The organism is Ruminococcus sp. AF17-22AC, from assembly GCF_003460065.1.
Classification (GTDB): Bacteria; Bacillota; Clostridia; order Lachnospirales; family Lachnospiraceae; genus Blautia_A.
This window is the reverse complement of the sequence record NZ_QRXT01000002.1, coordinates 124,759-141,082: the sequence shown is the minus strand read 5'-3', so window position 1 is coordinate 141,082 and position 16,324 is coordinate 124,759. Positions and strand designations below refer to the sequence as shown.

The following is a 16,324-nucleotide window of genomic DNA, read 5'->3' as shown; positions in this document are numbered from 1 at the left end:
GCCATTGGGGAGCTGAATTTTTTGCGTGTGTATTGAAGCAGTGCCATGAGCATATTCTCTGATTCAGGAATTTTTACAGGATGCTTCGCACGGGCAGTCAAAGCTCGGATTGAAAGCATAGAAATTCTTTTCATCAAGCTGTTCCTGTACAGAACGGAGTGCTTCACCGAACCGCTGGAAATGCACGATTTCACGAGCTCTCAGGAATCGGATAGGATCTGCAACTTCCGGAATGTCACGTACTACACGAAGGATGTTGTCATAAGTTGCACGTGCTTTTTGTTCTGCGGCAAGATCTTCAAACAAATCCGTGACAGGATCTCCTTTGCTCTGGAATTCACAGGCATTGAATGGAACTCCTCCGGCAGCCTGCGGCCACACACCAACCGTATGATCAATATAGTACGGTCCGAAACCACTCTTTTCGATTTCCTCCATGGACAATCCTCGGGTAAGCTGATGAACGATCGTGGAAACCATTTCCAGATGCGCCAGTTCTTCCGTACCGACATCATTCAGGACAGCAACGGCTGTTCGGTTAGGCATCGTAAAACGCTGGGAGAGGTAACGCATGGACGCACCGATCTCACCGTCCGGGCCACCATACTGACTCATGATAAACTGCGCAATTTTTGCATTCGGTGTCTTTATATTGACTGGGTATTGGAGCCTTTTTTCATAATTCCACATAAACTATCTGCAACCTCCTTCCACTTCCCATGGAAACGGCTGTTCTGCCCATTTCCAGATATCACCGCCGGACTCCAACGCGTCATCTACAGTCAAAGGCCCATAACACTGTGCATATTCTTTCATAAGTTGCTGTCGTTCTTTATCACATTCCTGATAAAAAGCAAGCCCTTCTTTGCACTTCGGATGGGTATCAAGATACAGAAGAATGTCGTTGACTGCAAAGCTGACTTCATTAATCCGGTTCAACAGATTTTCGCGAGGTGTGCACTGATTTCGATACATCATTTCTGCTTACCTCTCTTTCCACAAAACGGTTTACACAGCTGTGGGAAAACGGTTCCCACTTTCAGGGCATAGCCCAGATCATATGTCGTCGTAAAATCCTGATAAGGAACATATGCCATTGCAGGTTCCATATGATCAACGTGTGTATACATTTCCTTTCCGGAAATTGCCGGTTTCTCAGTCATGGTCCGGCGGGTACAGGACATTTCTCTTTGATTTCCCATGCCGCAGGTTGTATTATATGGTCGACCGCAGCCACGGCGCATCTGATAATTTTCCATGAACAATCCTTTCTGGTGAAAAAGTTGTTTCCTTATATTTTATGAAATAAAAAGGGCCGGTGTGCATAAGTGAGAATCCGTAGTATAATTAAGAAAATACACTAAGGAGGAATGTTTTATGAAAAAGAAATCAAAGATACTTTCCCTGCTTCTTGATGGTAGTCGGACAAAAGACAACCATTAAAACACCTGTAAAAATGACCTTCAAAAGCAGTAATCCCAAAGTAGCTGCCGTAAACTCCACTGGAAAAGTTACTGCAAAAGCAAAGGGAAATGCCACTATTACAGCAAAAACCTCAGATGTAACATGGACTTACAAAATCAAAGTAGAAAAGCCTAAACTGAGTAATATCAAATTATCAGTTTATACTAAGACATCAAGGCAACTGAAACTCAAAGGTACTTCGCGTAAAGTTACCTGGTCATCCAGTGCTCCATCAGTTGTCAGCGTGAATAAAGGGAGTTGGTTACCTTTGATTTCACTAACTCTCGTCTGAGGCATCCTAAATTGTTAATTAAGTTGACTTGAATATTAGTAGATTCTGTCAGAGTCATCTGAATTTCAAAATTTAGTTACCTATGATTTTCGTAACATGTATATAAGTCATCTGAATTCCAAAATTTGATGGACCAGAATCTCAGCTTCCACTGGTTAGGTCATCAGAGACTGGTGTTTTTGTGGACTTGAACGAGGATTTCTTTCATGTTGGTCATTCTAATTGGCTTTTGAAGGTGACTTGTCCTAACACAAGCGCAGTCTAAGCATATTGATTGTGCATTTCTCGCATTTATTTTCTGAATAAAAAGTCTGGGTTTCACAATCCTTGTCATGTGTGTTATCCTGATAATATGCTGCAACAGTCGCCCCCACCCGTGAAACGGGTGGCTCGTAGGACGGCTATAAGCCTTTAATGCTAGGCCAGCGTCTCAAAGCTCTGGCTTTCGCTTTGCTCCAGCCACATTGCGCTTGACTCGTCGCCGCCCTTAAAAGGGCATGCCTACACGCTGCGTAGACATTTTGAACAGGCTAAAGCCGAACCAAAAACGTGCCACACAGTACTATGACTGTATGGCACGTTTCTAATTTCATACTTATTTCCATCTGCTTTCTTTCCGGCTGCATATCTCATTCCACTGACAGCCGCCACAGATTTCCACACGTTTCCCGGTCTCGATAATGTTCTTCTGAACGTTATCCACAAAATCCCGGAAACTCAGATTTTCTCTTTCTTTTAATCCACAATACTCCAGCACTTTCCGATCGTAATGTTCTACGAGATCTGCACTTAAGCATACACCATGTTTAAGATTTGGACAGGCTTTGCAGATTTCATCACCGGAAACGGTCATTTCCACATCTGCGCCTTTCTCCAGAAGTTCCAGCATATGCTGCATATTTTCGGTAAAACCATCACTGTATCCTTTTCCCTCGAAATACGCCAGACACATCCCATGGTGAGGTCTCAGCCTGATCATGCTACAAATTTACGAAGCTTTCTGGAAAGTCCATAAGCAAGTACGATTTTGATAATATCCGGAATGATGAACGGAATCACGCACCATCCAAGAACGGTTGCCAGACCAACAGCTCCGTTTGCTCTGCTGTAAACGATCATAAACCATGCAGTACCAAATGCATAGCAGACAATCAATCCTACGATCATAGAAACAATCTGCATCACTGCTTTTTTGCCAGGAAGTTTTTCCATTGCCCACATTACAAGTGCAGAGAAAAGAAATCCGATGATATACCCACCGGTCGTTCCTGCAAGAACACCGATTCCACCGGAAAATCCTGCAAATACCGGCACACCGATGGCTCCGAGAAGGATAAATACAAGAACAGAAAGTGTTCCTCTTTTTCCTCCGAGAATCCCTACGGCAATAAAAACACCAAATGTCTGCAATGTAAACGGAACTGCTGCCGGAATGGAAATCCAGGAACAGATTGCCATAATCACTGCAAAAACGGCAATGTATACAATGTCATAAGTTTTACTTCTGGTTACTGCTACTGTACTCATTTTGTCCTCCTCGCGATAACAGACTTCTGTCATCTGATCTTTGTTTTGATTTTAACAATTTAACACAGCATGCCCACATTGTCAACCTATCATCGCAAAAAGGTTTACATTTTCTCGTATCATAGTTTACATTCTATTTCTGATGTACATAGACTTCCATCTGATTATATGGAATCACGATTCCATTTGCATCGAATTCTTCTTTTATTTTCTGGTTCAGACGCCATTTTACTGCCCAGTAAGATTCAGTGGCAACCCACACTCTCAACCCCATAATCACGGCACTTTCCGCCAGTTCATCTACGAAGACAACCATCTCCCGGCTGTCACTCTTTGTATCCGGATCGTCTTTCAGTATTTTTTCCAGAATGGTCTTAGCCTTCTGAATATCTGCCTCATAAGAAATTCCTACTTTGATCTCAAGTTTACGATTCTCTTTCGCCGTCACATTAATGATCGTACTATTGGACAATGTACCGTTCGGAACTACAACTTTCTTGTTATCAATACTGAGAAGTGTCGTATAACAGATCTCAATCTTTGCAACCGTACCTTCACAGCCATTCGACTGATCCTGAATAATATAATCTCCCACTACAAACGGCTTAAACAAAAGCAGGAGAACACCGCCTGCCAGGTTTGCAAGCCCTCCCTGCAGTGCCAGACCAACTGTTACACCGGCAGTTCCCAGTAAAGCCGCTACTGATGACTCTTTTACCCCAAGGCTCACTGCAATGTTGATGATTAGAAGGATATACAGAATCGCTTTGCCCGCAGAAGATGCAAACTGCACAACACCTGCATCCACATTTGCCCGTTCCAGCGAACGCCGCATGATTTTCAGAAGCCAGTGGATAATTTTTCTTCCTACAAAAAATACAATGATCGATAATACAACTTTTATGCAAAATCCGGTCAACGCCGGAATCTGATCCTGCAGATACTGTTTAAAATCCAGAATATCTTTAATGCTTTCTTTTACACTGCCAATTCCCATTTCCTGCAGTCCCTGATCAACTTTACTGACTGTTTCATCAACTGTGCTCATAAAAAGCTCCCTTCGTTATTTTTGCATACAACCAGCATACTCTTTTTGTTTGCAAAACTGTAGTTTTAATATAACACAAATTTTACACAAAAACTATTTTATATGTTTAAAATCCTCATATAGAGTGATATAATGAAAACGCTTATAATAGATATATACTTTATTTTATGGAGGAAACCATGCATATTATAATTGTTGGGTGTGGAAAAGTTGGACGCACCCTTGCGGATCAATTGCAGGAAGAAGATACAGATCTGACGCTGATCGACACTGATCCTGATGTTATCAATGATCTTACTGAGGATATCGATGCAATGGGAATCGTCGGCAACGGTGCCAGTATCAATACACTGATGGAGGCTGGTGTAAAGACCGCCGATATCATGATTGCAGTAACTGCTTCTGATGAGCTGAACCTGCTCTGCTGCCTTATTGCACAGAAGACCGGTCACTGTCAGACCATCGCCCGTGTACGTAATCCGATCTACAGCAAAGAGATCAGTTTCATCAAAGAGCGTCTCGGACTGTCCATGATCATCAATCCTGAACTGGCAACTGCCAGAGAAATTTCACGATTGCTCCGTTTCCCGGCCGCAATCAAAATCGATCCATTTTCCAGAGGCCGTGTAGAGCTTCTGAAGTTTAAGGTTCTTCCGGAATTTGATCTGGATGGAATGTCCATCTCTCAGATTACAGACAAGTATCGCTGCGATGTTCTTTTTTGTGCAATCGAAAGCAAAACGACCTTAAGTATTCCAGGTGGTGATCATCTGGTTCATAATGGTGATTTTGTTTCTATCATCGCAACTCCGAAAAACACTGCCCATTTTTTCAAAAAAATCGGCCTGAAGACGCATCAGGTCAAAAATACTCTGATCATTGGTGGCGGTACAATTTCCTACTATCTTGCAAAGACCTTGTCCGACCTGAAGATCAGCGTCAAAATTATCGACAAAAATAAAGAACGCTGTGAAGAACTCAGTGAAATGCTTCCGGATGCAACTATCATCTGCGGAGATGGAACTGACCGTTCCCTGCTTCTTGAAGAGGGGCTCTCCACTGTAGAATCTTTCGTCACACTTACTAATATGGATGAAGAAAATATCTTCCTTTCCCTGTCGGCCAAGAACCTGACACAGGCAAAGCTGATTGCAAAAGTCAACCGTCTTCCATATAAAGACGTCATTGATGATCTTGATATCGGAAGTGTTATTTATCCTAAATACATCACCTCTGATTCTATTCTTCGTTATGTACGTGCCATGCAGAATACAATCGGCAGTAATGTAGAAACACTCTATCATGTCCTTGATAATCAGGCAGAGGCATTAGAGTTTATCATCCGGGACGAATCCCCTGTAGTAGGCATACCGCTTGCAGACTTAAATCTCAAGCCAAATCTCCTCGTATGTTGCCTTACCCGTGAAGGAACTGTCCGGATTCCACGAGGTCAGGACTCTATCCAGATTGGTGATAATGTCATTATTGTAACTACACACAAGGGACTTCGCGATATTCGCGATATCCTTGCGTAAAATGAGGTGTATCGATGAATTTTCGTATAATTGCATATATTGTAGGATGGGTGTGTAACTTTCAGGCAATCTTCATGGTACTTCCCTGTATCACAGCTCTTGTTTATCAAGAACATGAATTCTTTGCTTTCCTGATTTCCATGATACTCTGCCTCATTGTCGGTATTCCTCTGACAGCCCGTAAACCAAAAAACAAAGTATTTTACACAAAAGACGGATGCGTTGCAGTTGCATTAAGCTGGCTGGCACTCTGCATCTTTGGATCCGTTCCATTTGTACTGAGTGACTCCATTCCGCATCCGATCGATGCTTTTTTTGAAACTGTTTCCGGTTTTACTACGACCGGTTCCAGTATCCTCACGGATGTAGAAGTTCTTCCTCACTGTATTCTTATGTGGCGTAGTTTCACACACTGGATCGGTGGTATGGGCGTTCTGGTATTTCTGCTCTCCCTGCTGCCACTTGCAGGTGGTTATCATATGAATCTGATGAAGGCAGAGAGCCCAGGACCTTCTGTAAGTAAACTGGTACCCAAAGTACAGCAGACAGCCAAAATTCTGTATTCTATCTATATCGGAATGACGCTCCTTCAGATTGTTCTGCTTCTGATTGGAAATATTCCTTTATTCGATACATTGTGTATTGCATTCGGCACTGCAGGTACCGGTGGATTTGGTATCAAAAATGACAGTATGGGAAGTTACAGCACCTATTGTCAGATTGTCACAACAATATTTATGATTTTATTCGGCGTAAACTTTTCCGCATATTATCTGATCCTTACAAAAAAGATCCGACAGGCACTTAAATTTGAAGAAGTCCGTTACTACTTCGGAATCATTGCTGTTGCAATTCTTGTGATCGGACTTAATACTATGCACCTGTTCCAGAATCTTGGTGTTTCCATACAGCAGGCAGCATTTCAGGTCGGATCCATTATCACCACAACCGGTTTTTCCAGTGCTGACTTTAATCAATGGCCCGCCCTGTCAAAAACAATTCTTGTGCTACTGATGTTTGTTGGTGCATGTGCCGGCAGTACCGGCGGTGGAATCAAGGTTTCACGTATTCTGATTCTCTGTAAAGCTGCAAGAAAAGAGTTCCAGTTATATCTGCATCCAAATGCTGTCAAAAAGATTAAAATGGATCAGAAAACGATCACTCATGATATTTTGAGATCCACAAATATCTATCTGACCCTGTATCTTCTGATCTTTGCAGTTTCCGTGCTGCTTATATCACTGGATAACTTTGATATGACTACCAACTTTACCGCAGTCACCGCAACACTTAACAACATCGGTCCCGGACTTGAGATTGTCGGACCTATGGGAAATTTCAGTTCTTTCTCTTATTTCTCCAAATGTGTTCTGATTTTCGACATGCTTGCCGGACGACTGGAGATTTTCCCACTGTTGCTTCTCTTCTTTAAGGGGACCTGGAAAAAATTCTGATGTAAAAAATTGATTTCTTCACAATTTATTCAAAATCGCATCACATTTTTTTCACACTTATCTAGTATAGTAGTCACTGTAGAGAGCGAAAGCTTTCTATAAAATATTTTTCTTTTTCATACGCGCCGGTACGAAAGTACCGGCCTCCTTCCATTTATGGGACTTTTTTATCAGTCCTGTGCAAGAAAAGATTTTATGAATATTTTTTTATAAAACAAAAAGCACTTTACTCAAGTATTTCCCAGCCATCTATGCTGAGGATTTTTTCTTTAAGTAAAGTGCTTTTCTGTATGTTATCTTCTGTAAAATTGCTTATCTGTCAGGATGTTCTCAGGATGCTGCCTGAAGATTGTCGCTGATCGTCTGCCAGATACTGCTGTTCTCAAATCCGAGTTTCCACTGTGCCACACCTGCCAGGTTATATTTCTGGATCAGTTTTACCTTCTCGGCAATTGACTGTGCATCTTCCAGCCAGATTTGATACGTTGAATTATCCTGCTCGAAAGTCGCATAATTCTGTCCGACACTTCCATCCCAGACAGCCTCTACTCCATTTGTACTGAGTACATTCTGCGCCTCATCCATTCCGATTGCTTCACTGGTCACAGCTCCTCCGGTAGTTTTCCAGAGTCTCGTATAAAACGGAATAGCAAGGATAGTTCTCTCCGGTGTAACCTCAGCGATTGTATCCTGTACACCCTGTTCAACCCACGGAAGAGATGCAACGGAGCCCGCATCAGAGCCAACATAATGCTCATCATAGCCCATAATGATGACATAATCCACTACAAGTCCCTGTTCTTTTCTGTCATAATGACTGGTAAAATCCTCCGGAACCGGGTTATCCACGGAAACCACCAGATTATTTTTGTGACATTCAATAGAAAGTTCTCTCAAAAATTCAAGGAAATGCGGTCCTGCATCCTCACTGAGCGACTCAAAATCGACATTAATTCCATCAAGACCTACCGATAAAGCTGTCTGTACAAGCTGCTGAATGATATTCTGTCTGGATGCCAGCTGTGAAAGTGTGTCTGTCGTGCTCACATCTGCAGTAAAGTTGTCAATCAGTCCCCAGACTTTCAGACCTTTCTCATGTGCCAGTGACACATAATCCGCTGACGCGATATTTCCGATATTTCCCGCTGTGTCCTGAATATAGAACCAGGTAGGAGAGATCACATTGACTCCACTGATATTTGCAATACTGTCAGCAAGATAAGCATTTGCCTCCTGTGTCGTCACCTGGTGCCAGCTTAAATTCACTTTATCCTCCATAGTAAGGTAAGTGTATTCTTCTTTCTGGAAATCACGTTCAAAATCTTTTTTTTCCATATCGGAGAGCTTATCCTTCTGAATATACCCGATATAACCATCCGTTGTCGCTACCTGTACCCAGTCTTCCAACGCTTCCATATAGATCAGCGTCGTACCTTCACTGACGTCTGTCAGAATCGGTGATTTGATTCCTCCACGGTAGCGAATACTGGTATCTTTCTTTACTGTTGCAGTATTTACTGATGTAAACTGATGCTGGATCGCAATTCTTGAAGGATTGTCATACACATATGCATCCAGATCCGTAAATTTCTTTACAAAATCAAGATTCAAATAAACAGAGCCGGCCTTTAACCAGACCTCACTGTCTCCACTCTCTGAAGCCGGATAATACTGAAGTTCTGAAGGTGTAGCATAAAGAATCTGCTGATTCGCACTATCCCAGTAATATCTCTGATTCAGATATGTATTTACCATATCCAGAGGGAGATAAACTCTGTCTCCGGATTTTACCGCCTTAGTCTCCATAATATCTGTACCAAGAATAACGGTCATTTCATCCTCGCCCGTCTGTCCATAATATTCCGTCAGGTCCATTCGTTCTTTCGTAGGAATATACTTTTTGATAAAGTGCATTCCCACCCCAACAGCTGCCAGTACTAAAATCAATATACACACAATCACTATCGGCTTCTGCTGTTTCTTCATTTGTTTCTCTGTCTCATGTTTCATCTGTTTCTCCCTTTTGACTCAGAAAATCTCTGAGTTTTCTACAGTTTCTTCTGAAAATTGACATATACTTTTTTATTATATCATGTTTTTTATGGCTTGTGTCGTTTATTTAAAATTTCACACTTCTGCAAAACTGTAAATCTATTTCAGGAAGGGATTTTCTGATGTATGGTTAAGTATTGTAGGGAAAGCTGCTTACAGGCAAATCAGAAAATCCCCTCTTCCTATATGCCCTAGGTGTTTTTTATCCGGTCAAAATCTACTCTTGCGATCCGTCCGTTCTCATCTTCTGTATAATCCCGCATATAACATCCGTCTTCTGCGATCATACAGGCTCTCGCTATCGTCTTCGGCTTACTTGGACTGCCGTCCAGGTAAAGTTCCACACCTTGTCTGCGGTAAAGCTTCAGCTCTGACTTCAGAGGCTTTACGGGATCATTGTGTTTCTTGTCATGTGACATATTTTCTTAGTCCTTTCCTCCTTTCCTTGTGATTTTGATTTTAGAAAACACCTGATAGGTTTAAGAAAAAATACCGGAACGATAATTGAACTTAATCTTAGGGAAATTGCTTGCTGCCACAGCGTGAATGCTGCAGGACATGTATCTGGCAATGACTTTATGTAAAAAAAGAATTGTGTTATTGTGTAAGTGTTGGTTTGCTGTAAAAATGTTTTTCAACTATCCTCTACACAAATATTTTTTCTTACGGCTTATTATACCTGTATTTTTGATATATGCAAGCATTTTTGTCATTTTATCAAAAAATTCCCACTTTTTTTCTAAATATTTTATAAACAGGCAAATTGTATTTCTTTACATTCTGTAGGGTTGTGGTATATAATATTGCAGAGACAGGGGAACAAGAATAGGATGTGATAAAATGAAAATAGAAAAAATCAATGAAAACCAAATCCGTTGTACTTTAACCCGTGAGGATCTGGAAACACATCAGGTCAATCTCAAAGAACTTGCCTACGGCTCCGAGAAGGCCAAGAAGCTTTTCCGTGATATGATGCAGCAGGCACAGATGCAGTTTGGCTTTGAAGCTGACAATATTCCGCTGATGATCGAGGCGATCCCGGTCAATCTTGACAGCATCATCCTCATCATAACCAAAGTCGAAGATCCTGATGAACTGGATACACGTTTTTCCAAGTTTTCACCATATAAAGAAAATTCACCGGCTGAACCGCTTCAGCTTGACGGTGCTGATAACATCATCGATATTTTCCAGAAAATATGCGAAGCAAAAATGAAAGGCGGCTCTTCCCGTAAGCAGCCCACTACACAGAAAGACAGCCAGGAATCTCCGGATGCTTCTTCTGATACTCCGGATGTCAATCTGACACGTCTTTTCTGCTTTAACCAGCTTGATGATGTCATTGCTGCTGCTCATGGCCTTAACAATTTCTTTACCGGTCTCAACACACTGTACAAAGAAGGCAGGGAAGCTCGTTATCAGCTTGTTATCCATCAGTCTGATCACTCCCCTGAGGAGTTCAACAAAGTCTGCAACATTCTTTCCGAGTACGGTAAGAGCAGGCCATTTTCGATTGCCGGTGAAGCGCATCTTAAAGAACACGGAGAACTGATTTCTGAAAATGCATTACAGCAGCTTACACAGCTCTGATTGATGCAATACCAAGACAAGACAAAGCGGAGGACGCGCCACCGGCGCCTCCTCGATATGCAATGCAACAAAAAGACTGGCAATCGCCAGTCTTTTTTCATTTAGAAAATCGGTTGAATATTATTCTCCAAGAAAGTCATTGATCTGCTGAACCAGTACATCGGCGTCCATTCCATGAACCATAGCAGCTTCTTCCAGTGATTCCATCTGTGAAGACGGACATCCGAGACAGTGCATACCTGCTCTCATAAGAATCGGTGCGATATTTGGATCTAAAGTAATCAACTGGCCAATCAGCATATCTTTTGTAACTTTTGCCATTATAATTTCCTCCTTTTCTTACGGAAAAAATATTTCTTAAATTTTCCGATATTTCTCATTATAATATAAAAGTTAGTAGGAATCAACCTTAAATATCGAATTTTGTTCACAAATTTATACTTGTAATCCCGATAGATATATATTAGAATAACGATATAGAACCTGTAAAGGTACTAACGAGAAAAAAGGAGGATATTAATAATGGCATATGTAATTTCTGACGAATGTGTAAGCTGTGGAACTTGTGCAGCTGAATGTCCAGCTGAAGCTATCTCTGAAGGTGCAGAGCATTTCGAAATCGATGCTGATGCATGCCTTGACTGTGGAACTTGTGCTGACGCCTGTCCAACAGAAGCAATCCATCCAGCTGAATAATTTCATTCATGGTAACGAAAAAGCTGCGGCATCTGCCGTAGCTTTTTTCTGTTCATTTTTATTTTCTCCCCACGCCATCCCAATGTTTGCTTTTTCCTTTTTTTTCGGATGCAGCCGCTGCTTCACGCCTTGCCATCTGCTGCCTCCGTATCGCAAAATCAAGTGAACGGCACCGCTCCTCATCCTCGTTCTGAGAACGTAATTCCTGTGCGATCAACCGCTCAAGAATCGTTTGAAATTCCAGTATTTTTTCATTATTGCATATTTCCGCTTTGGCGGTATCTGTACTCTGTTTTGTATCTGCACCTTCCTTTGCACTGCTCTGTCCCTCTTCCGATATATCCTCTGTAATACCTTCCAGCAACACTGCCCCACTTTCTGCGAACCCGCTCATGGATGCCGTGATCTGAGGAATCAGTTTTTTGATTGCACGAAGCTGCAGCCCCCGCCTCTTCAGTTCTTTTATATTCAGGAAAAGCTGAATATCATATCCAGTGTAATAACGGTGTCCCAGTTCATTTCTATGGATCTGAAGCTCCAGTTCTTCCTCCCAGTACCGCAGAACATAGGACTTAACGCCAGTCATCTCAACTGTCTGTCTGACTGTATAACGTGTCTCCATTTCACACCTCCTTATGAAATTCGCTACAATTTATTATAGACAGGATTTTTCTCAAATTCAATGAAAACAGTCCGACAAAAAAACAGCCATACACCATCGGAACTGTATAATTCCACGGTATATAGCTGTATTCAACACATACTATCTATTTTTTCATATTTACAAACTGCGTATACCGCGGCAGCCATACCAGTTCGATCGTACCAATCGGACCATTTCTCTGCTTTGCGATAATCACTTCCGCAATATCTTTCTTCTCGGTATCTTTATGATAATAGTCATCACGATACAGAAACATTACCACGTCGGCATCCTGCTCAATTGCTCCGGATTCACGGAGATCCGAAAGCATTGGACGGTGATCTGGTCTCTGCTCTACAGCACGGCTCAGCTGCGAAAGCGCAATGACCGGCACGCTCAGTTCTCTCGCAAGTGCCTTAAGCGAACGGGAAATATCAGAAATTTCCTGCTGACGGGAATCACTCTTTCCGCTTCCGCTCATCAGCTGAAGGTAGTCGATCATGATAATTCCGAGATTGTGTTCCAACTTGTATTTTCGACACTTCGAACGCATCTCTGCGATACTGATTCCCGGTGTGTCATCTATGATCAGATTGGAACGTCCGATGATATCCGCACCCTCTACAAGCTTTGTCCAGTCCTCATCTTTCAGATTACCGGTACGCATATTCTGGGAGTCTACATGGGATTCCATCGCCAAAAGACGATTCACCAGCTGTTCCTTTGACATTTCCAGGCTGAAGATTGCTACCGTGACATCCTTACGAAATGCCATATACTGTGCAATATTCAAAACAAATGCCGTCTTTCCCATAGAGGGACGTGCTGCTATCAGTACCAGATCCGACGGATGCATTCCCGATGTCTTGTAATCCAGATCAATAAATCCAGTTGGAATACCGGTTACACTTCCTTTTAATTTTGATGCTTTTTCAATGTTATTGATCGCATTCAGGACGACCTGCTGAATCGGCACGTAGTCTCCGCCGATACTTCTCTGAAGAATATTGAAAAGCTTTTTCTCAGATTCTTCAAGAATCATCTCTGTGCTCTCTTTCTCAAGATAGCAGGTATTTGCCACATCCTCTGTTGCCCGGATCAGGCGGCGGAGAAGCGCTTTTTCGCTGACGATATTGGCATAGTATTTTACGTTTGCCGAAGTCGGAACTGCCTCGATCAGCTCACGGACATATTCCATACTGCTGATATCCGGTGGCAGATCTTTTTCTTTCAGGCGGTTCTGCAGGGTAACCAGATCGACCGGCTTTCCCTCATTACAGAGCTCCACCATCGCGTCAAAAATAATTCCGTACTGATTCTGATAAAAATCATCACTTGTCAGAATTTCGGATGCAACCAGAATGGCATCCCTGTCAAGAAGCATGGCACCAATTACTGATTGTTCGGCCTCCAGACTGTGAGGTGGTATTCTTTTTATCAGTGCTTCTTCCATCGTGCCCACTCCTTATTTCTTATGCTTCTTTGATCCAGACTTTAAGGCTTCCGGTTACCTTAGGATGAAGTTTTACCGGAACCTGTGTCACACCAAGATTTCTGATCGGATTCGGAAGCTGCAGCTTCTTCTTGTCGATATCGAGACCAAGCTGTGTTTTTGCTGCTTCGGAGATTTCTTTGGAGGAAACAGAACCAAAGGTTCTTCCACCTTCTCCTACTTTCAGTGTCAGAATGATTTCTTTTGTTTCGAGGTCTTTTGCAAATGCCTGAGCTGCTTCGAGGTTTTCCTGTGCAACTTTTTCTGCATTGGCTTTCTGAAGTTTCAGATCGTTGAGGTTCTTCGGAGTAGCCTCCACACCAAGTTTTTTCGGTAAGATCATGTTTCTTGCATATCCGTCACTGACATTCACAATCTGTCCTTTTTTTCCCAGGGCTTTTACGTCTTCTAATAAAATTACTTTCATTTCTTTGTTTCTTCCTCCTGATACATCTCATCTATAATTTCTTTGATCATATCTTCGACTTCATCCATCGGGCGTCTGACCTGCGCGCCGGCAATATTGATATGTCCGCCGCCGCCAAGCTTTTCCATCATAACCTGCACATTGACTTCATCAATCGCACGGGCACTGACGTAGACTTCTTTGTTATAAGGGGTCAGAACAAAAGATGCCTTCACTCCTGCAATATTCAGCAGTTCATTGGCAGCCTGTGCACCGACAACCGTAGGACTTTCCAGACCTTTGCTCGGGCACTGTGCGATAGCAAAACATCCACGGTAGATTTCTGCAGTACGTACTGCCTCCGCTCTTGCTTTATAGGAATCAATATTATCACGTAGCATTTTACGGACACGTGTCATATCCGCACCGGAGCGTCTCAGGAAAGCAGCCGCCTCAAAAGTCCGCACACCTGCTCTTGTGATAAAGTTATTTGTGTCAATCATAATTTCCGCATACAGACAGTCTGCTTCAATATTTCTCAGGCGGAGATCATCTGAAAAATACTGCAGAATCTCGGCAACCATCTCACACGTAGAAGATGCATACGGCTCCACATAGGAAAGTACGGCATTCTGAATGACTTCATTTCCCCTGCGATGATGATCCAGCACAACGATTGTCTTTGTCAGATACAGTAAATCTTCACACTCTGTATAACTCGGTTTGTTCGTATCAACAACGACAACAACCGTATTGTCATCGACCAGATCAATTGCCTGATTACGATCAATAAACATGGACGGTTCATAGTCCGGATTGTTCATATATCCTGCCATCAGCGGACGAATCGAAGTAGACGGATCATTGACAACTATGTGTACTGGTTTACCAAGTGTCTTTCCAGCACGGTAAATACCAATAGCAGCTCCGAGCGCATCAACATCCGTAATCTTGTGTCCCATGACCACAACACGCTCTTTGGTACTCATAAATTCCTTGAGTGCCTGTGCCTTTACTCTGGCTTTGACTCTGGTAGTCTTTTCCATCTGCTGTGCTTTACCGCCGTAATAAGTAATCTTCTCACCATTCTTGATAACAACCTGGTCGCCACCGCGTCCAAGTGCCATCTCGATCGCAATACGTGAATACTCATAATCCTGAAGATAAGTCGGGGCATTCAGTCCGATACCGATACTTAACGTCACCATCATTTCATTACCGATATTCACCGTCTTTACCTCTTCAAGGATATGGAACTTCTGTTCTTTCAGAGCTTCAAGCGAACTCTGTCTCATTATCAGGAAATATTTATCTTTTTCCAGTTTGCGGACAAGTCCGTCATAATTAGAAAAATATTTCGTGATCTTACGGTCGATCAGTGCGATCAAAAGAGAGCGCCTTACATCTTCAACACTTTCCAGTGCTTCTTCGTAATTATCGAGGTAAGCCAGCGCAACTACCAACTTATTGTCCTCATTTGCCTGAATATACTCTTTCAGCTCTGTCTCATCGTAGAGATACATCGCGATAAGACTGGCTGTATCCGGAATGTCCATCAAAAGTTTTGATGGAACAACGGATTCACCGAGCTTCACTTTCTGCATGGAGATCCGGTAAATTCGGTCTCCAAACTGTGTACTGAGCTCTGTGATGTCTTGACCGTCCTTTCCCGGAAGCTTGTCTGCTGTAATATCAGGAAAAATCGTACAGACATTTTTACGATAGAAGGAATCTTTCCCCGTCAGCTGGGCAAACATTCTGTTAGACCAGATCATCCTTCCCTGTATATCCATCACTGCATATGGAAGCGCCAGTTCCTCAAGAACACGTTTCTCAAGAAACTCATACTGGCTGGCAAAAGCAATCAGATCATTGAATAACAGTGGTCTGTGATAAAGCAAAAGTGCAACTGCTGCCACAAGATAGAGGATATTGCCCATAGTGACAACTACACCAGCTTTTATGTTGATCACGTATACCAGAATATTCAATGCAATCAGCAGAACGGATAAATACAATGGCCAGCGGGCTAAATGCTTCAGGTGACCTTTTAATTTTAATTTTCCACTCATAACACTCTTTACCATTCTTTTTCTTATTCTTTACAACGATGCTGCCTTCTATT

18 protein-coding genes are annotated in these 16,324 nt (G+C 42.4%); 5 read left to right on the top strand and 13 right to left on the bottom strand.

All coding sequences use genetic code 11. The features are described from left to right. Window positions 1–63: 63 nt before the first annotated feature. The 3 genes from DWW86_RS03960 to DWW86_RS03950 are packed head-to-tail and all read right to left on the bottom strand — an operon-like array spanning window position 64 to window position 1,259. Complete coding sequence (locus DWW86_RS03960; RefSeq protein WP_117942345.1) at window positions 64–690, bottom strand: manganese catalase family protein; 627 nt, start codon at window positions 688–690, stop codon at window positions 64–66. 3 nt (window positions 691–693) lie between these two features. Beyond that, the gene (locus DWW86_RS03955) at window positions 694–978 is read right to left on the bottom strand and encodes a spore coat protein CotJB (protein WP_117942344.1); all 285 of its coding nucleotides are present in this window, start codon (window positions 976–978) and stop codon (window positions 694–696) included. After that, complete coding sequence (locus DWW86_RS03950) at window positions 975–1,259, bottom strand: spore coat associated protein CotJA (RefSeq protein WP_117942343.1); 285 nt, start codon at window positions 1,257–1,259, stop codon at window positions 975–977. The genes DWW86_RS03955 and DWW86_RS03950 overlap by 4 nt, the downstream gene beginning before the upstream one ends. 155 nt (window positions 1,260–1,414) lie before the next feature. Here DWW86_RS03950 and DWW86_RS03945 point away from each other — a divergent pair, with 155 nt between their 5' ends. Beyond that, window positions 1,415–1,756 carry an Ig-like domain-containing protein gene (locus DWW86_RS03945; protein WP_117942342.1) on the top strand — a complete coding sequence of 114 codons (342 nt, stop codon included), beginning with the start codon at window positions 1,415–1,417 and terminating at the stop codon, window positions 1,754–1,756. A 595-nt stretch (window positions 1,757–2,351) separates the two neighbouring features. Here DWW86_RS03945 and DWW86_RS03940 read toward each other — a convergent pair. From DWW86_RS03940 to DWW86_RS03930, 3 genes are all read right to left on the bottom strand, one after another. Beyond that, on the bottom strand, window positions 2,352–2,735 hold the full coding sequence (locus DWW86_RS03940; protein WP_117942341.1) for a DUF1284 domain-containing protein: 384 nt from the start codon (window positions 2,733–2,735) through the stop codon (window positions 2,352–2,354). Beyond that, a complete protein-coding gene (locus DWW86_RS03935; RefSeq protein WP_072523067.1) occupies window positions 2,732–3,283 on the bottom strand; it encodes a biotin transporter BioY in 552 nt (183 codons plus the stop codon). Before DWW86_RS03935 ends, DWW86_RS03940 begins: the two co-directional genes overlap by 4 nt. A gap of 133 nt (window positions 3,284–3,416) precedes the next feature. After that, window positions 3,417–4,331 (bottom strand): mechanosensitive ion channel family protein, encoded by a 915-nt coding sequence (locus DWW86_RS03930; protein ID WP_117942340.1) that lies wholly within the window; start codon window positions 4,329–4,331, stop codon window positions 3,417–3,419. Window positions 4,332–4,510: 179 nt separating this feature from the next. Between DWW86_RS03930 and trkA the strand changes: the two genes are divergently transcribed. Together trkA and DWW86_RS03920 are read left to right on the top strand one after the other, a co-directional pair. After that, entirely contained in the window at window positions 4,511–5,866 is a 1,356-nt protein-coding gene (gene trkA / locus DWW86_RS03925; protein ID WP_117942339.1) for a Trk system potassium transporter TrkA, read from the top strand. A gap of 14 nt (window positions 5,867–5,880) precedes the next feature. Further along, window positions 5,881–7,320, top strand: a complete 1,440-nt coding sequence (locus tag DWW86_RS03920) for a TrkH family potassium uptake protein (RefSeq protein ID WP_117942338.1) — start codon at window positions 5,881–5,883, stop codon at window positions 7,318–7,320. A 330-nt stretch (window positions 7,321–7,650) separates the two neighbouring features. On the opposite strand, the gene DWW86_RS03915 is transcribed toward DWW86_RS03920, so the two are convergent. After that, on the bottom strand, window positions 7,651–9,330 hold the full coding sequence (locus DWW86_RS03915; protein WP_072523064.1) for a glycosyl hydrolase family 18 protein: 1,680 nt from the start codon (window positions 9,328–9,330) through the stop codon (window positions 7,651–7,653). 233 nt (window positions 9,331–9,563) lie between these two features. Continuing rightward, the gene (locus tag DWW86_RS03910) at window positions 9,564–9,791 is read right to left on the bottom strand and encodes a hypothetical protein (protein WP_072523063.1); all 228 of its coding nucleotides are present in this window, start codon (window positions 9,789–9,791) and stop codon (window positions 9,564–9,566) included. 421 nt (window positions 9,792–10,212) lie between these two features. Between DWW86_RS03910 and DWW86_RS03905 the strand changes: the two genes are divergently transcribed. Then, window positions 10,213–10,962: an adaptor protein MecA gene (locus DWW86_RS03905; RefSeq protein ID WP_117942337.1), complete on the top strand. Its 750-nt coding sequence runs from the start codon at window positions 10,213–10,215 to the stop codon at window positions 10,960–10,962. 120 nt (window positions 10,963–11,082) lie between these two features. On the opposite strand, the gene DWW86_RS03900 is transcribed toward DWW86_RS03905, so the two are convergent. Then, entirely contained in the window at window positions 11,083–11,283 is a 201-nt protein-coding gene (locus tag DWW86_RS03900) for a DUF1858 domain-containing protein (RefSeq protein ID WP_005427210.1), read from the bottom strand. A gap of 201 nt (window positions 11,284–11,484) precedes the next feature. On the opposite strand from DWW86_RS03900, the gene fdxA reads away from it, so the two are divergent. Continuing rightward, window positions 11,485–11,658, top strand: a complete 174-nt coding sequence (gene fdxA / locus DWW86_RS03895) for a 4Fe-4S ferredoxin (RefSeq protein WP_005427212.1) — start codon at window positions 11,485–11,487, stop codon at window positions 11,656–11,658. A gap of 58 nt (window positions 11,659–11,716) precedes the next feature. On the opposite strand, the gene DWW86_RS03890 is transcribed toward fdxA, so the two are convergent. From DWW86_RS03890 to DWW86_RS03875, 4 genes are all read right to left on the bottom strand, one after another. Next, on the bottom strand, window positions 11,717–12,280 hold the full coding sequence (locus DWW86_RS03890) for a MerR family transcriptional regulator (RefSeq protein WP_072523061.1): 564 nt from the start codon (window positions 12,278–12,280) through the stop codon (window positions 11,717–11,719). A 145-nt stretch (window positions 12,281–12,425) separates the two neighbouring features. Further along, the gene (dnaB, locus tag DWW86_RS03885) at window positions 12,426–13,754 is read right to left on the bottom strand and encodes a replicative DNA helicase (RefSeq protein WP_015541068.1); all 1,329 of its coding nucleotides are present in this window, start codon (window positions 13,752–13,754) and stop codon (window positions 12,426–12,428) included. A gap of 19 nt (window positions 13,755–13,773) precedes the next feature. Continuing rightward, window positions 13,774–14,220 (bottom strand): 50S ribosomal protein L9, encoded by a 447-nt coding sequence (gene rplI, locus DWW86_RS03880; protein WP_072523059.1) that lies wholly within the window; start codon window positions 14,218–14,220, stop codon window positions 13,774–13,776. Further along, window positions 14,217–16,271: a DHH family phosphoesterase gene (locus DWW86_RS03875; RefSeq protein WP_117942483.1), complete on the bottom strand. Its 2,055-nt coding sequence runs from the start codon at window positions 16,269–16,271 to the stop codon at window positions 14,217–14,219. Before DWW86_RS03875 ends, rplI begins: the two co-directional genes overlap by 4 nt. Window positions 16,272–16,324: the final 53 nt, after the last annotated feature.

Excerpts from the sequence above, each read along its gene's own strand:
- DWW86_RS03960 (WP_117942345.1), bottom strand. The coding sequence starts at position 690 with ATGTGGAATTATGAAAAAAGGCTCCAATACCCAGTCAATATAAAGACA.
- DWW86_RS03955 (WP_117942344.1), bottom strand. The coding sequence starts at position 978 with ATGATGTATCGAAATCAGTGCACACCTCGCGAAAATCTGTTGAACCGG.
- DWW86_RS03950 (WP_117942343.1), bottom strand. The coding sequence starts at position 1,259 with ATGGAAAATTATCAGATGCGCCGTGGCTGCGGTCGACCATATAATACA.
- DWW86_RS03945 (WP_117942342.1), top strand. The coding sequence starts at position 1,415 with ATGGTAGTCGGACAAAAGACAACCATTAAAACACCTGTAAAAATGACC.
- DWW86_RS03940 (WP_117942341.1), bottom strand. The coding sequence starts at position 2,735 with ATGATCAGGCTGAGACCTCACCATGGGATGTGTCTGGCGTATTTCGAG.
- DWW86_RS03935 (WP_072523067.1), bottom strand. The coding sequence starts at position 3,283 with ATGAGTACAGTAGCAGTAACCAGAAGTAAAACTTATGACATTGTATAC.
- DWW86_RS03930 (WP_117942340.1), bottom strand. The coding sequence starts at position 4,331 with ATGAGCACAGTTGATGAAACAGTCAGTAAAGTTGATCAGGGACTGCAG.
- trkA (WP_117942339.1), top strand. The coding sequence starts at position 4,511 with ATGCATATTATAATTGTTGGGTGTGGAAAAGTTGGACGCACCCTTGCG.
- DWW86_RS03920 (WP_117942338.1), top strand. The coding sequence starts at position 5,881 with ATGAATTTTCGTATAATTGCATATATTGTAGGATGGGTGTGTAACTTT.
- DWW86_RS03915 (WP_072523064.1), bottom strand. The coding sequence starts at position 9,330 with ATGAAACATGAGACAGAGAAACAAATGAAGAAACAGCAGAAGCCGATA.
- DWW86_RS03910 (WP_072523063.1), bottom strand. The coding sequence starts at position 9,791 with ATGTCACATGACAAGAAACACAATGATCCCGTAAAGCCTCTGAAGTCA.
- DWW86_RS03905 (WP_117942337.1), top strand. The coding sequence starts at position 10,213 with ATGAAAATAGAAAAAATCAATGAAAACCAAATCCGTTGTACTTTAACC.
- DWW86_RS03900 (WP_005427210.1), bottom strand. The coding sequence starts at position 11,283 with ATGGCAAAAGTTACAAAAGATATGCTGATTGGCCAGTTGATTACTTTA.
- fdxA (WP_005427212.1), top strand. The coding sequence starts at position 11,485 with ATGGCATATGTAATTTCTGACGAATGTGTAAGCTGTGGAACTTGTGCA.
- DWW86_RS03890 (WP_072523061.1), bottom strand. The coding sequence starts at position 12,280 with ATGGAGACACGTTATACAGTCAGACAGACAGTTGAGATGACTGGCGTT.
- dnaB (WP_015541068.1), bottom strand. The coding sequence starts at position 13,754 with ATGGAAGAAGCACTGATAAAAAGAATACCACCTCACAGTCTGGAGGCC.
- rplI (WP_072523059.1), bottom strand. The coding sequence starts at position 14,220 with ATGAAAGTAATTTTATTAGAAGACGTAAAAGCCCTGGGAAAAAAAGGA.
- DWW86_RS03875 (WP_117942483.1), bottom strand. The coding sequence starts at position 16,271 with ATGAGTGGAAAATTAAAATTAAAAGGTCACCTGAAGCATTTAGCCCGC.